This window comes from Pseudidiomarina planktonica, from assembly GCF_900177775.1.
In the GTDB taxonomy this organism is placed as follows: Bacteria; Pseudomonadota; Gammaproteobacteria; order Enterobacterales; family Alteromonadaceae; genus Pseudidiomarina; species Pseudidiomarina planktonica.
In genome coordinates this window covers 1,078,518-1,093,799 of the sequence record NZ_FXWH01000001.1, presented here as the reverse complement: position 1 = coordinate 1,093,799, position 15,282 = coordinate 1,078,518, and the positions used below count along the sequence as shown (strand labels likewise).

13 protein-coding genes are annotated in these 15,282 nt (G+C 47.3%); 2 read left to right on the top strand and 11 right to left on the bottom strand.

Annotated elements, in window-relative coordinates:
- Positions 1-8: 8 nt before the first annotated feature.
- The 11 genes from lpxD to rpsB all read right to left on the bottom strand — a co-directional run bounded on the left by lpxD (position 9) and on the right by rpsB (position 11,584).
- Positions 9-1,031, bottom strand: coding sequence for a UDP-3-O-(3-hydroxymyristoyl)glucosamine N-acyltransferase (gene lpxD / locus CCE91_RS05150; protein ID WP_086434152.1), 1,023 nt, complete (start codon positions 1,029-1,031; stop codon positions 9-11).
- A gap of 4 nt (positions 1,032-1,035) precedes the next feature.
- On the bottom strand, positions 1,036-1,551 hold the full coding sequence (locus CCE91_RS05145) for an OmpH family outer membrane protein (protein ID WP_086434151.1): 516 nt from the start codon (positions 1,549-1,551) through the stop codon (positions 1,036-1,038).
- Positions 1,552-1,614: 63 nt separating this feature from the next.
- A complete protein-coding gene (gene bamA, locus CCE91_RS05140) occupies positions 1,615-4,098 on the bottom strand; it encodes an outer membrane protein assembly factor BamA (RefSeq protein WP_086434150.1) in 2,484 nt (827 codons plus the stop codon).
- A 34-nt stretch (positions 4,099-4,132) separates the two neighbouring features.
- On the bottom strand, positions 4,133-5,494 hold the full coding sequence (gene rseP, locus CCE91_RS05135) for a sigma E protease regulator RseP (RefSeq protein ID WP_086434149.1): 1,362 nt from the start codon (positions 5,492-5,494) through the stop codon (positions 4,133-4,135).
- The gene (gene ispC / locus CCE91_RS05130; RefSeq protein ID WP_086434148.1) at positions 5,488-6,708 is read right to left on the bottom strand and encodes a 1-deoxy-D-xylulose-5-phosphate reductoisomerase; all 1,221 of its coding nucleotides are present in this window, start codon (positions 6,706-6,708) and stop codon (positions 5,488-5,490) included. The genes rseP and ispC overlap by 7 nt, the downstream gene beginning before the upstream one ends.
- Positions 6,708-7,577, bottom strand: coding sequence for a phosphatidate cytidylyltransferase (locus CCE91_RS05125; protein WP_086434147.1), 870 nt, complete (start codon positions 7,575-7,577; stop codon positions 6,708-6,710). The genes ispC and CCE91_RS05125 overlap by 1 nt, the downstream gene beginning before the upstream one ends.
- Positions 7,578-7,579: 2 nt before the next feature.
- Positions 7,580-8,362, bottom strand: coding sequence for a polyprenyl diphosphate synthase (gene uppS, locus CCE91_RS05120; RefSeq protein ID WP_234996262.1), 783 nt, complete (start codon positions 8,360-8,362; stop codon positions 7,580-7,582).
- Positions 8,363-8,430: 68 nt separating this feature from the next.
- Complete coding sequence (frr, locus tag CCE91_RS05115; RefSeq protein WP_407681280.1) at positions 8,431-8,952, bottom strand: ribosome recycling factor; 522 nt, start codon at positions 8,950-8,952, stop codon at positions 8,431-8,433.
- Between the two features lie 37 nt (positions 8,953-8,989).
- The gene (gene pyrH, locus CCE91_RS05110) at positions 8,990-9,772 is read right to left on the bottom strand and encodes a UMP kinase (protein WP_086434145.1); all 783 of its coding nucleotides are present in this window, start codon (positions 9,770-9,772) and stop codon (positions 8,990-8,992) included.
- A 151-nt stretch (positions 9,773-9,923) separates the two neighbouring features.
- Positions 9,924-10,802 (bottom strand): translation elongation factor Ts, encoded by an 879-nt coding sequence (gene tsf, locus CCE91_RS05105; RefSeq protein ID WP_086434144.1) that lies wholly within the window; start codon positions 10,800-10,802, stop codon positions 9,924-9,926.
- Positions 10,803-10,852: 50 nt separating this feature from the next.
- On the bottom strand, positions 10,853-11,584 hold the full coding sequence (gene rpsB, locus CCE91_RS05100; protein ID WP_086434143.1) for a 30S ribosomal protein S2: 732 nt from the start codon (positions 11,582-11,584) through the stop codon (positions 10,853-10,855).
- A 277-nt stretch (positions 11,585-11,861) separates the two neighbouring features.
- Between rpsB and map the strand changes: the two genes are divergently transcribed.
- Together map and glnD are read left to right on the top strand one after the other, a co-directional pair.
- Entirely contained in the window at positions 11,862-12,650 is a 789-nt protein-coding gene (gene map / locus CCE91_RS05095; RefSeq protein WP_086434142.1) for a type I methionyl aminopeptidase, read from the top strand.
- A 23-nt stretch (positions 12,651-12,673) separates the two neighbouring features.
- On the top strand, positions 12,674-15,274 hold the full coding sequence (gene glnD, locus CCE91_RS05090; protein WP_086434843.1) for a [protein-PII] uridylyltransferase: 2,601 nt from the start codon (positions 12,674-12,676) through the stop codon (positions 15,272-15,274).
- Positions 15,275-15,282 lie beyond the last annotated feature (8 nt).

Sequence of the window (15,282 nt, the reverse complement as noted above, 5' to 3'; positions counted from 1 at the left end):
ACCTAGTGTTATGAGTTCTTTTGTTCTTTCTCAAGAGCTTTAACACGATTAAATAAATCATCCAGCTGACGGAATCTAGCTCCGTTTCGACGCCATTCGCGGTGCGGTGCAGCCGGTATTCCGGAAGCATAAACACCAGGTTCGCTAATACCCTTAATAACCATTGAGAACCCACTGATTTGAACATCATCACAGATTTCAATATGGCCGTTAATAGCTGAAGCGCCACCTATCAAACAACGTTTACCAATGTGCGAACTACCAGCTAAAACAGTACAGCCAGCAATAGCAGTGTCTTCATCAACAAAAGCATTGTGAGCAATTTGGCATTGATTATCGATAATACAACCAGACGAAATAATAGTATCGTCTAAAGCACCACGGTCGACTGTGGTATTGGCACCGATATCAACCCGATCACCAATCACAACCCGACCTAGTTGGGGTATCTTAACCCATTTTGAGTTTTCAGTGGCCCAACCAAAGCCGTCGGCTCCTATAACAACGCCGGAATGAATGACACATTCCTTACCAATAACGCAATTGTGGTAAATAGTTACCCGTTGCCAAATCTTGGTATCAGCACCTACTACAGTGCCTGCGCCTATATAGCTACCAGCGCCTATGATGACATTGTCACCAAGCTCAGCACCTGCTTCTATCACTACGTGATGGCCAAGTTGGACGTTTTTACCTAATTTAGCCGATGGTGCTATTTGTGCCGTAGCGGCAACACCTTCGGCTGGATTCGGCGTGGTGTCCAGCAACTGCGCTACTTTCGCAAATCCTAAATACGGATTTTTGGTAACCACAGCCACTATATGATCGGGCACCTCGGTTCCGGGTGCCACAATCACCGCGCTCGCTTTGGTTGTTTCCAACTGCGCTTTGTAGCGGGCATTAGCCAAAAAGGCTATTTGACCCTGCTGAGCTGAAGCTAAGGTAGCAACAGCAGCAACTGACAAGCTCTCGTCGCCTTGTACTTCCGCGTCAATATGCTCAGCCAGTTGCGCTAAGGTATAAGCCTGCATGCTGTTATTGTCCAGACGTCATCGCCTGAATAACTTCATCTGATAAATCTGCGCTATCGCTGATATAGGCCACAGCATTGCTTTGCAATACGATGTCGAAACCTTCATCTTTGGCAATTTTGTCAATCACTTGCTGAACTTCCATTAACAAGCGGTTACGCTCTTCGTTCTGACGACGACGCGTATCTTCGTTTAGCGCTTTACCTTTCAGTTGCGCTTCTGCAGCCAGAGTTTCAAGCTCACGGTCTACTTGAGTTTTCTCAGCATCAGACATAATTGACGCATCACGTTGCTGCTTAGCACGTAACTCATTTACCCGAGTTTCAATACGACGCATTTCTTCAAAACGCTCCTGGAACTCACCTTGCAACTGCTCAGCAATTTGCTCACGCTGAGGTAATTCCTGGAATACCCGCATAACGTCCACCACGCCAATGCGCTGTTGAGCTTGCGCTGCAGTAGTTAGCATTGCTGCACTCATAGTTAATGCGATTAGTGAGTTCTTAATTAATTTATTCAAAATCGACTCCTTGCTGCTGTTGCAGTTATTAAAGTTATATAAATCAAAATTTACGAATGATAATTAAAATGTCGTACCTATATTAAAGGTAAAGGTTTGCGTTCTGTCACCAGGAGTTTCACGTATCGGACGACCTAACGAGAACGTTAGTGGGCCCATAGGCGAAATCCATTGCACCGAAATACCTGCCGACGCACGATAGTTACCAGGATCGCTATAGTCATTCAACGGCTCAGTTTGCTGTGCTCTGGCCAGACTATTGTAATAATCGTAATCGAACTCAGTATCCCACACAGTACCAACATCTAAAAATATACTGGTTCTGATGGTGTTTTCAAAGCCTTCTGACATAAAGGGTACCGGGAAAATAAGTTCCAGGCCGCCCACTGCCATGGCGTTACCACCAACCGACAGGCGGGTAACTTGCACAGTGTCAGCGCCAGGGCCAGCCGGAATACCAACCGGTTGACCGGTTAAGTCCGGCGGTCCGCTAATGTCATTAGCAAAACTGTAAATGGCTCGCGGGCCTACTGTATTGGCTTCGAAACCACGTAAGTTCTGATTGCCACCAATGCGGAAGTTCTCGAAGAACGGGAACAAATAATCGTTACCGTTATCGTCACTACCGTAACCATTACCGTAGCCCACGGTCATGCGGCTTAATAAGGTCCATTTATGGTCATCAGTAATTGGCTGATAATATTTAAAGTCATAGGTGGTACGGAAGAAATTCACATCACTGTTTGGTGTGGTGATGTCAAGACTCACCCGGTTTGACGTTCCCGAGGTTGGGAAGGTACCGCGGTTTAAGGTAACCCGAGCCAAGCCGAAGCTGACTTCAAAAATATCAAAGGCAACGCCTGAAGTTGGATCTTGCGGATCAATATAGGGAGCATAGAAATTACGAATCTGCTCGTACCCATCTACGTTACTTACTTCTTCATTCTTATAGGTTAAACCAGTACTAAAGCGCGTGTTCTGATTTATTGGGAAACCTACCGAGGTGCCAACACCATAAGTACGCTTGTTATAGCGCGCTAAGTTACGCGCACTACCCGCATCAAACTCATTCAGGAACACGTTACCGCTTAAGCTGACACCGTCTTTGGTGAAGAACGAATCGGTATACGACATGTTCACCGATTTTTGAAACTTGTTAGTACTTACGTTAAACGCAGCCCGGTTACCTGTTCCCAAAAAGTTATCCTGTGAAATACCAGCGTTTAGCTGCAAACCAGAATAATCGCCGTAGCCAATACCGGCGTTGAAGGAACCTGACGGCTGTTCCACCACGTCAAAATTAATATCGACTAAGTCTGAGCGGCCATCTACGCGTTCAGTACTGGATTCCACAGTTTCGAAGAAACCAAGGCGTTCCAGTTCCACTTTACTATTTTCAACGCGTTGCTCAGATAACCAGGAACCTTCCATTTGCACCATTTCACGACGTAAAACTTCATCTTTGGTGGTTTGGTTACCGCTAAAGTTGATCCGGTTTACATAAACTCGTTGCCCCGGATTCACCGAAAACACGATATCTACTTCGTTATTTTCTTCGTCAATTTCAGGAATTGAGTTAATTTCCGGATAGGCATAGCCTAAGTTGCCGTAAAAACGCGCAATGCTTTCTTCAATAAAAGTAATTTGAGCAGCGTTATACAGCGTACCTTCTTCAATTTGTGCAATACGTTCAACAATTTCCGTATGGCCAGCCAAATCACCAATCACCGAAGTTTCACGAACATTAAACTGCTCGCCTTCAGTAATATTTACGGTGATATAAATACCTTCACGATTTGGCGTTAACGACACTTGCACCGACTCTACTGCGAAAGTCAGGTAACCGCGGTCTTTATAAAAGCTTTCCAGCGTTTCTAAGTCGCCCGTTAACTGTTGTTTCTGGTAACGCTTTTCGCCAATAAAGTTGTACCACGGCAAGCTATCTTTAAGCTCCAGCCGCGCCAGAACTTCAGCTTCACTGAAAACTGTGTTACCAACAATATTAATTTGTTCGATTTCGGCCGCATCACCTTCTTCAAAATCAATGCTCACCCGAACCCGATTACGCGGCAGGTTCTCAATATTCACGTCTACCTTAGCGTTGTATTTACCAACGCTGTGATAGAAATCTTCCAGGCCTTTCTCAATATCAGAAATACTGGTCAGATCTAACGACTCGCCTTCAACCACCCCGGAATCATTCAGGCTGGCGGTTAGCTGCTCGTCTTCGATATCGGAGTTGCCATCGAATTCAATTTCACTAATGGTGGGTCGTTCGCGCACCACAAATACCAGGGTATTGCCTTCCCGGCGAGCCTGTATATCAGCAAAGTTGGTTGATGAATAAAGCGAACGAATACTTTGGCGGATTTCGTACTCATCCACCTCATCGCCTACCCGAACCGGTATGTAAGTTAATGCGGCACCCAACGCAACACGCTGTAGCCCCCGCACTCGAATATCTTCTACGACAAATAATTCTTCGGCTTGAGCCGGAATAGTGGCCCCTGCAACCAGAGTGCCGATTAACAGCTTTTTAAACGTCATTCTGCAGCTACTTTATGTTTTGTGTAATTATAAATCAGAGCGATAAACGCGTGATGTCGTTGCCTATAGCAACCACCATCAGGGCAAAAATTAGCGCACCACCAATGCGGTAACTAATTTCCTGAACCCGTTCGGAAACAGGTTTGCCTCGTATCCACTCAATGACAAAAAATACTAAATGACCACCGTCAAGAATCGGCAATGGTAACAGATTTATGATGCCGAGATTAACACTGATCAATGCTAAAAAGCCGAGAAAATAAACCAACCCATAACTAGCGGTGGTTCCCGCACCTTCAGCAATACTAACAGGTCCACTTAAATTACGGACTGAAACGTCACCGGTAACAAGTTTTCCAATCATTTTCACACTTAGAACCATCAGATCCCATGTTCTGGTAGTTCCTTCCCACAGCCCTCCAAGCAGGCCATATTGATGCGTAAATCGATATTCTTCCGGGTATGGCATCACTTTCGTTTCAATCCCCAGAAAGCCTATGGTTTCGCCGTTAAACTCGCGTTCCCCAATAGCTACCGGAATTTGCAGCTGCTCATTGTTGCGTACCAGGTCAAAAACCAAGGTATCGCCAGCAGCGGCAGCAATCCGCTCCCTTATTCGGCTCCAATCGGGATTAAGAGTTCCGTCAACACCAACAATTTTGTCATTTTCCTGTAAACCCGCTTGCTCTGCAGGTGAATCTGGTGCCACATAACCAATCTCAGTAGTCACTTCAGACTGATAAGGCTGAATTCCAAGACTACCGAACGTGGACTGTTGCTCGTCAAATTCCCACTGGCTTAAATCAAGTTGATAGCGCTTTGAGGATTCATGGCGATCGGCTAAATCGCGTATTTGCAACTCAGCTTTATCATCGCCAATAGCGCTTACCAGCGCCATGTTTACTTCTTGCCAATCGCGTGTCTCTTTCCCATTTACTGCCAGCACTTCAGCCGGAGCCGTCACTCCAGCTTCAGCGGCAACACTCTGGTGGGCAACCTTACCAATAATAGGCTTAACCGACGGCACGCCAATAACCAGCATGAGCCAGAGCACACCAATAGCCAGCACAAAGTTTGCGATGGGACCGGCCGCAACAATAGCCATACGTTTGCCAACCGGTTGAGCATTAAAGCTTTGCGGCCATTCTTCCGGGCTAACGTCGTCTACGCGAGCATCCAGCATGCGCACATAACCACCTAAGGGAATCATACCAATTTGGTACGAGGTGCCGTCTGCAGCCTGACGCTGCCATAGTGGTTTACCAAAACCGACCGAGAACGTCAGCACTTTCACGCCGCATCGGCGGGCTACCCAAAAGTGCCCAAACTCGTGAAAGGTCACCAGAATGCCAAGCGTGATAATAAAGGCGCCAAGTGCCCAAAGAATTTCTAGCATGCTCGTTGTTTCCTTACTTGTTGTGTTGCTAAAGCACGCGCCTCAGCATCTAACGACAAGACTTCCGGAATAGAGTTCAACTGCTGCGGTGGTACAACAGCCAATACTTCTGCACAAATTCGGGCAATATCCGTAAATTTTATCTGTTCTTGCAAAAATGCTTCTACCGCTATTTCGTTCACTGCATTCAGCGTGGTGGTTGCCCACTGCCCGCTCCAGCATGCATCCTTAGCTAGTGCCAAACATGGAAAACGCTCAGCTTCTGGTTTGCCAAAAGTTAATGCCGCCAGTTGCGTAAAATCAAGGTGACTAACCCCGCTCGCGATGCGATCCGGATAAGCCAGGCATGAGGCTATAGGCGTACGCATATCAGGTTGCCCAAGCTGAGCAATAACTGACCCGTCGCGGTATTGCACCATGGAATGAATAACGCTTTGTGGATGTAAAATAACGTCTAATTCATGCTGTTGGCAGCCGAACAGCCAACGCGCTTCAATGTATTCCAGACCTTTGTTCAACATGGTTGCTGAATCTACCGAAATTTTCCGGCCCATTTCCCAGTTTGGATGGGCGCAGGCTGCGTCTGGTGTCTGTTGCGCTAATTCAGCTAATGGTAGCTCCCTAAAGGGCCCACCGGAACCGGTAAGTAGAATTTTATCAATGCCATGGTCACTCAGCGACTGCTGCCCTAATGGGTACTGTAATGCTGGCGGCAAGCACTGAAAGATCGCATTGTGCTCGCTATCTACCGGCATGAGTTCGGCACCGTACTCGGCGACAGCGTCCATAAACAGCTGACCACTCATCACTAAGGCTTCTTTATTCGCCAGCAGTACCCGTTTGCCGGCTTCTATCGCAGCCATAGTGGGCAGTAAACCAGCGCCGCCAACTATGGCGGCCATGACAATATCGGTGTCGCTGGACGAAGCAACCAGCGCCAGTGCGGTACTACCACTCAACACTTCAATGTTTAGCTTTTCGGCCTGCAACTGCTGTCTCAGCTCCGTCGCTGCGTTTGCATCCACCATCACCGCAATAGTTGGTTTATGCTTGCGACAAAGTTCCAGCATAGCCGCCACATTGGAATATGCGGTAAGGGCATAAACTGGATAAGCATCAGGGTTTTCAGCAATAACCGCCAGGGTATTTTGACCGATGGATCCGGTGGCTCCCAGCACACAAATACGCTGTTGTGGTGTGGCATTAATTTGCATTAGTGAAGAAACCAGATATAAGCCAGAGTAAACACCGGAAGCGCAGCAGTTAAGCTATCAATACGGTCTAAAATACCACCATGGCCCGGTAAAATAGAGCCGCTGTCTTTCACTCCGGCGCAACGCTTGAACATACTTTCGTTTAAGTCACCAAACACCGATGCAATAACGGTTAACAAGCCGGTTAAGTAATAGCCGGTGAACTGATCGGCGGGAATTTTCGCCCAGTGCGCAACCACCATCATCACCACAAAGGCCAAACTGATACCACCACAAAGGCCTTCCATGGTTTTGCCTGGGCTAACCGCGGGCATCATTTTGTTGCGACCATAACGAACGCCAGCGAAATAAGCACCGACATCGGCTGCCCATACCAACAGTAAAATAAACAATACGGTAAAACCGCCCTGCAGCGGATTTATCTCATATTCAATAGAGCGAATAGCCACCAATGCGGCCCAGGCTGGTACTAATGTTAACAAACCAAAAATACCGACAATAATACGCGAGCGCGACCACATGCGACGGCTACTGGGGTAATTAACAATTAGCCCTAATGCAATAACCCACCACACCCCACCGGCAATAATGGGATACAACATGCTCTTGACCAGACCTAAGCCTTCGGGATGCCATAAGTCGGTTATGGGGGTAATGTAAGTAAGGCTACTGATAATGACACCTACCAGCAGCGTGTAGGCGATACGGCTAGATAAACGATGCAAGCCCATGAGCGGGGACCATTCCCAGGCGCCCAGCATAAGTAGAACCTGAGCAAAAATAGCAAAGCCCGCTAACGGCAATAAAAACACGCAGTAAAGTGCCAGAGGCAGAAGGACCAGAGCTGTAATTATTCGTTGTTTTAACAAAATCAGTCCTCAGTTTGGCCGTTTAAATCCATCATCATACTGTGGATTTGTTGGCTGGTTAAGCCAAAACGGCGTTCTCGAGTTGCATAATCAGCAATCGCAGCGGCAAAATGCTCGGCACTAAAGTCCGGCCACAATACATCCGCAAAATAAAACTCAGCGTAAGCAAGCTGCCACAGCAAGAAATTGCTAATGCGGCGCTCGCCCCCAGTTCGAATCAATAAATCAGGTGTTGGTTGATCAGCAAGCTGCATATATTCCGCCAGCACTTGCTCGTTAATCTCATCAACTTGTAAATCACCTTTTAAAACCGCGCTAGCAACTGCTTTGGTGGCTTCTTTTATGTCCCAGCGACCACCATAGTTAGCCGCTATATTTAGCGTTAATGAGCGGTTTTCTGCAGTTAGGGCTTCAGCGTCCTGAATGCGCTGTTGCAGACGCGGTGAAAACTGCGCAACATCGCCAATAATTCGAAGTTGAACGCCGTGCTTATGCAGTTTTTTTACTTCCCGTTGTAACACGGTCAGAAATAACTCCATAAGTACCGATACTTCTTCTTTGGGCCGTTTCCAGTTTTCACTGCTAAACGCAAACAAAGTTAACGACTGAATACCTGTTTTTCGCGCAAATGCTACTGCATTACGCACGGCCTCCGCACCAGCCTTATGACCTGCGGTACGACGCTTCCCGCGCTGTTGCGCCCAGCGCCCGTTGCCATCCATAATGATAGCAACATGTTGCGGAACCAAATCCTTAGTTTCAGGGACTGCCATATGTTCTGCCATTAAATAAAAACGCCGTGAGAGTATACCTGACACGGCGCCTTCGACCAATCAGCAAGCTGCTGACTCGGTTAAACTTCCAACAAATCTTTTTCTTTGTCTTCTAAAAGCTTATCAATTTGACCAATAAAAGTGTCAGTAAGCTTTTGGATTTCGTCGGTTGCTTTACGCTCATCGTCTTCGGTAATTTCTTTTTCTTTCAATAAATCTTTCAAATCACCATTTGCATCACGACGAATATTACGAATTGCTACCCGGCCCTGCTCAGCTTCCGAGCGAACTATTTTAACCAGGTCCTTACGACGCTCTTCGGTTAATGCTGGCAATGGTACCCGAATAACAGCGCCGGCCGCCGCTGGGTTTAAGCCCAGGTCAGAAGTCAGAATAGCTTTCTCAACCGCGCCACTTGCCGATTTATCAAATACCGTTAGCGCTAATGTTCTTGAATCTTCAGTCGTAATGTTAGCCATCTGGTTCAATGGTGTTTCAACGCCGTAGTAAGGCACCGTTATACCATCGAGTAAGCTTGGGTGAGCGCGTCCGGTGCGAACTTTGGACATTTGTGAACGCAGAGACTCCACGCTTTTTTCCATGCGGCTTTTCGCATCTTTTTTAATATCGTTAATCACTTTATTTTCCTTTCTCTGCTTGATTCTGCTCAGTCGAATCAGAATTTACGAATTCAGGGCCACGATCAATCAGGGTGCCTTCGTCAGATCCCATAATAACCGATCGTAACACGCCCGGCTTATTCATATTGAATACCCGGATTGGTAAGCCATGGTCTCGAGCCAGCGTAAATGCAGCCAAATCCATCACTTTTAATTGTTGATCCAGAACCTCATTATAACTGATGTGGCTATATAATTTAGCATCCGGATTTTTAACCGGATCGGCTGAATACACGCCATCAACTTTGGTACCTTTCAATACCAGTTCAGCTTCAATTTCAATGCCGCGCAAACAGGCTGCTGAATCCGTGGTAAAAAATGGATTACCGGTACCGGCACAGAAAATAACAACCCGCCCTGATTTCAGCAAGCTGATAGCCTCAGCCCAGTTGTAACTGTCGCACACGCCATTCAGTTCAATAGCGGACATGAGGCGGGCATTCACAAAAGCCCGGTGTAAGGCATCCCGCATAGCTAAGCCGTTCATTACCGTTGCCAGCATACCCATGTGGTCACCCACTACGCGATTCATACCCGCTTTCGCCAGACCTTCACCACGGAATAAGTTACCACCACCTATTACGAGGCCAACTTGCACACCAAGTTCAACCAGCTCTTTAATCTCTTGCGCCATTCGGTCCAATACTTTCGCATCTATACCAAAGGCCTCGTCTCCCATTAATGCTTCGCCACTTAATTTAAGTAATACTCTGCGGTAATTTGGTTTGGCGGGGGTAATCATGGGCCGGGCTCCTTATGCTGGACGAATCAATTATTTTAATAGGTGTAGCATGCCACATTCGGGCAAATGCGCACACAAAAAAAACCGCGGCTTGCAGAGCAAGTCGCGGTTTTTTATCAGTTTCTTTTAGCTGGTAGCAACGTCACTGGCGTTAAGCCTTTTTCGCTGCAGCCATTTGCGCTTGCACTTCGGCAGCAAAGTCTTCGCTCTTACGTTCAATACCTTCACCCACTTCAAAGCGAATGAAAGTAACAACGTCGGCGCCAGCATCTTTCAGTAATTGACCCACAGTAATCGAAGGATCTTTTACAAATGCCTGACCAGTCAGACTGATTTCACCGGTAAACTTACGCATCCGGCCTTCAACCATCTTCTCAGCGATTTCTTGTGGCTTACCGCTTTGCATGGCGATATCCAACTGAATTTGACGTTCTTGCTCAACAACTTCAGCAGCAACATCTTCAGGTTTAACGAACTGCGGCGCGCTAGCTGCAACGTGCATAGCCAAATCTTTAGCTAATTCAGCGTTGCCACCGGTGATTGCAACAGCAACACCAATACGGCCACCGTGTACATAAGTTTCCACCAGGTCACCACCAGTAATGGTAGTAACGCGACGTACATTCATGTTCTCACCAATTTTCGCAACCAGGTTTTCACGCGTTTCTTCAACGCTTAAACCTTCAAGGTCAGTCGCTTTCAGTTTTTCAACGTCGTTTTCTTTATTAGCAAAAGCAGCGTTAATAACTTTCTCACCGAAACCCAGGAAGTTCTCATCACGAGCAACAAAGTCAGTTTCGCAGTTCAGCTCTACCAAAGTACCGGTATTGCCTTCAGCTTTCGTCAAAATCACACCTTCAGCGGCAATTCGACCTGCTTTCTTAGCTGCTTTTGCCTGACCGCTTTTACGCATCAGTTCAATTGCTGCTTCGATGTCGCCATTGGTTTCTTGCAAAGCTTTTTTGCAATCCATCATGCCAACGCCGGTGCGCTCACGTAATTCTTTTACCAGAGCTGCTGTAATAGCCATTTTGGTCTTTCCTCTAAATTTGTTTCGTACTAAATCTAATTCAGCTCAGCTTACTCAGCGTCAGCTTCAACGAAGCCGTCTGCTTCTTTCGCTTCAACCGGCGCATTGCGTGATTCATTTGCTGCTGCCGCTGCTGCGTTCAGATAAAGCTGTACCGCACGAATCGCATCATCGTTACCTGGAATGACGTAATCAACACCATCAGGGTTAGAGTTAGTATCTACTACTGCGATTACCGGAATACCTAAGTTATTCGCTTCTTTAATGGCAATGTGTTCATGATCAGCGTCGATCACGAATAACACGTCAGGCAAGCCAGCCATATCTTTAATACCGCCAAGGCTCTTTTCTAACTTTTCCATTTCGCGAGTGTTAACCAGTGCTTCTTTTTTGGTTAATTTTTCGAAGGTACCGTCCTGGCTCATAGTCTCAAGCTCTTTCAAACGCTTGATAGACTGACGCACAGTTTTCCAGTTGGTTAACATACCGCCTAACCAACGGTGATTTACAAAGAATTGCTTACAATCACGAGCCGCTTGTTGAACTGGCTCAGATGCTGCACGTTTAGTACCAACGAACAGAATTTTACCTTTGTTTGCAGACACGTGGCTGATAAAGCTCAGTGCGTCGTTAAACATAGGAACTGTTTTTTCTAAGTTGATAATGTGGATTTTGTTACGTGCGCCAAAAATGAAAGGCTTCATTTTTGGATTCCAGAAACGAGTTTGGTGACCGAAATGGACACCAGCTTTAAGCATGTCACGCATTGACACGTTAGCCATAATAATTTTCCTTTGAATAAGGGGTTAAGCCTCCATACATCCCATGTTCCGACCTTTGAAGGCACCCCGGCGCATGTGTCGATGTATGTGTGTGTTTAGTTTTACAAACCCGATCACGGATTTGCGGTGCGCTTTATACCACGAAAACATTGCCCGGCGCAACTTTAACGGCGAATTTAGAGCATTCTCAGCAAATCCTTTTCGTGCCGCAGCCCGACTGATAAACTAGACTCATATTTTGCCTTAATAAGTTAATTTTCAGGGACCATACACAGCTATGACGTTTTCGATTAAAACGGCCGACGAAATTGAAAAAATGCGTGCCGCGGGTAAATTAGCCGCAAGCGTACTTGAAATGATTACCCCGCACGTACAGGCGGGTGTTACCACCGACGAGCTGAATACGCGTTGTCACGACTACATTCTCGCGAACAACGCTATTCCGGCGCCGCTAAATTACAATGGCTTTCCCAAGTCTATTTGTACTTCGGTGAATCATTGTGTGTGTCATGGTATTCCCAACGACAAGCCACTAAAAGACGGCGACATTGTGAATATTGACGTAACCGTCATCCTTGATGGTTATCACGGTGATACCTCGAAAATGTTTATGGTTGGCAAGCCCAGCATTCTGGCCGACCGACTGATTCGCGTTACTCAGGAATCGCTGTATAAAGCCATTAAAATGGTTCGCCCCGGTTTACGTACCGGTGACTTTGGCGCGGCTATTCAACAGCATGCAGAAAGCAATGGTTATTCGATTGTGCGTGAATATTGCGGTCACGGTATTGGCGCGGTATTCCACGAAGACCCGCAAATTCTGCACTACGGTAGCCCGGGCACCGGCGACTTATTAGAAGCAGGCATGTGCTTCACTATCGAACCTATGGTTAATGCCGGCAAGCGTCACACCAAATTAATGAAAGACGGCTGGACAGTGCTAACGAAAGACCGCTCGTTAAGTGCACAGTGGGAACACACACTATTGGTTACTGATGACGGCTGCGAAATTTTGACCCTGCGCAGTGAGGAAGACATTCCTCGCGTTATAACTGCCTCGGCCTAACTGCTGTGAACCAAACCACCGCCATGTTCAAGCCGCACTGGCCAGCACAACTGGCGGTGGCCGGTTATAAAGAGCAGTTGCAGAATTACCACGCCTGGGCTGCAGAGCAATTTATTACCGCCGACATTGAAGCGCTGGTGGTTGACCGCGCTAAATTCTTTGATTCGTTAATTACGCACCTGTGGCAGGAATTCGACCTGCCCACCAAAGATATTTCAGTATTAGCTGTAGGTGGTTACGGTCGTGGTGTATTGCACCCAGGGTCGGATATCGACTTGCTGTTCTTGTACGACGGCCAGCTCATTGATACCACCATTCAAAAAATAACCGCCATGACTACCCTGTTATGGGACATCAAGATTGACCTGGGTCACAGTGTTCGCACCCCCACCGAATGCTTCAAGCTAGCCGGCAAAGATATTACCGTAGCGACCAGTTTAATTGAGCATCGCTATTTAGCTGGCGACCCGGCCCTTGCCGATCAGTTGCATTACGACTTACAGAATCACTTCCCCTGGTCCAGCCGTGACTTTTACCATGCCAAAGTGGCCGAACAAAATGAACGGCATCAGCAATACCACGGCACCTCGTACAATCTGGAGCCGAATTTAAAATCCAGCCCCGGCGGCCTGCGCGATGTGCAAACCATTGGTTGGATAGCGAAACAGCACTTCAAAACCCAAACCGACGAAAGTCTGGTGGAATACGGGTACATGAGTGCCGACGAGCGGCTGGAACTGCATGAGCATACCTTGTTGTTATGGCGCATTCGCTACGCCTTACATTTGGAAGTGGGTAAACGCGAAGACCGGCTACTGTTTGATTACCAGCCCGGTGTGGCCGCCCGGTTAGGTTACGGCACCAACGGAAAGCCAGCCGTTGAAGCGATGATGAAAGACTACTTTAATGCGGTGCTTGGCGTGAGCGAATTAAACCGCATGCTGCTGCAGTTTTTCGAGCAAGCCATTTTAGGCGGCTACGACTTCAGCGAAGAGTTTATGATTGATCAGGATTTCAGCATCGTGAATGGGTTAATTAATGCTCGTCACGATCAGGTGTTCACCGACGATCGCCATATTATGAAGTTCTTTCTGGCCATAGCTCAGCACGACTCCATAACTGGTATTCATTCGCACACTATCAGGCTGTTACGCGAGTCGCGTGAACGCTTACAGCACCCATTGAGTGACAACCCTGAATGCCGGGCTATGTTTATGCAGTTGCTAAGGCATCCACGGGGTTGTGGCAAGGCTTTTGAACTGCTGCATCGCAGTCGCATCATTGCCCATTATCTGCCACAGTGGCAGCACATTGTCGGCCAAATGCAGTTTGATTTGTTCCACGCCTATACGGTGGACGAACATACCTTTCGGTTAGTGCGCAATTTACACCGCTACAGCGAGCCTGAGTTTGCCGAAGATTTTCCACTGTGCACCGAGTTAGTAGCAAAAATGGAAAAACCAGAGCTACTGTACCTGGCGGGTATATTTCACGATATAGCCAAAGGCCGTGGCGGCGATCACTCGGAATTGGGCGAACTGGATGCTCGTAACTTCGGCTTGCAACACCAGTTATCGGACAAAGACACCGATTTAGTGGCTTGGTTGGTACGCCAGCACCTGTTGATGTCGGTTACCGCGCAAAAGCGTGACATTCATGACCCCGAAGTGATTCAACACTTTGCTGGCGAGGTGAAAACACTCAAACGGCTGGATTATTTATATTGTCTGACGGTGGCCGATATTCGTGCCACCAACTCGTCGCTGTGGAATAACTGGAAAGCCAGTTTGCTGGAAGAGCTGTATCGGGCTACCGCGCAGCACCTGAAACAGGATGAAGAAAACGCTGCCGCGTCAATGCGTAAAAATATCAGTAACCACAAAACTCATGCCATGGGCTTGTTGCTAAGCGCCGGCTTTGATCATAAAGAAGTGAATGAGCTGTGGGGCCGTTTTACCGCCGACTATTTTCTCCGCCACCGCGCTGAACAAATTGCCTGGCATTCACAACATATTCTGCAATTAACCGACGATTATGCACTGCCGCTAGTGTTAGTTGGTAATGAAAGCCAACAAGGCACCACTGAACTCTTTATTTACCATCAGGAACAAACCCATTTATTTGCGGCTGTGGCGGCGGTACTCGACAGCCAGCGCCTGAATATTCACGATGCCCAGATTTTGGCCACCCGCGATGGCTTTGTCATGGATACCTTCGTAGTGTTGCAACATGATGGCAAGCCACTAACCGATGTGAACCGTATTGAAGAGCTTAAGCAAGTGCTTTACGACGTACTACACAAACGCCAAAGTCTGCCGGGTAATCAACGGCGCTTACCACGCCGGTTACGACATTTTAATGTTCCTACCCACATTGAATTTTTACCACAGCGCAACAAGCGCCGCACCACCATTGAGTTAACCGCATTGGATCAGCCCGGGCTGGTAGCGAAAGTGGCGCGGGTATTACAAGACATGCAACTAAACCTGTTAGCCGCTAAAATAACGACCATAGGCGAGCAGGCAGAAGACTTATTTATCCTGTCTAATGACCAGCAAAACGCGTTAAACGACGAACAAAAGCAAGAACTTACTGCTAGAATAACCGCAGCTCTTAAATCATGACCACGGAA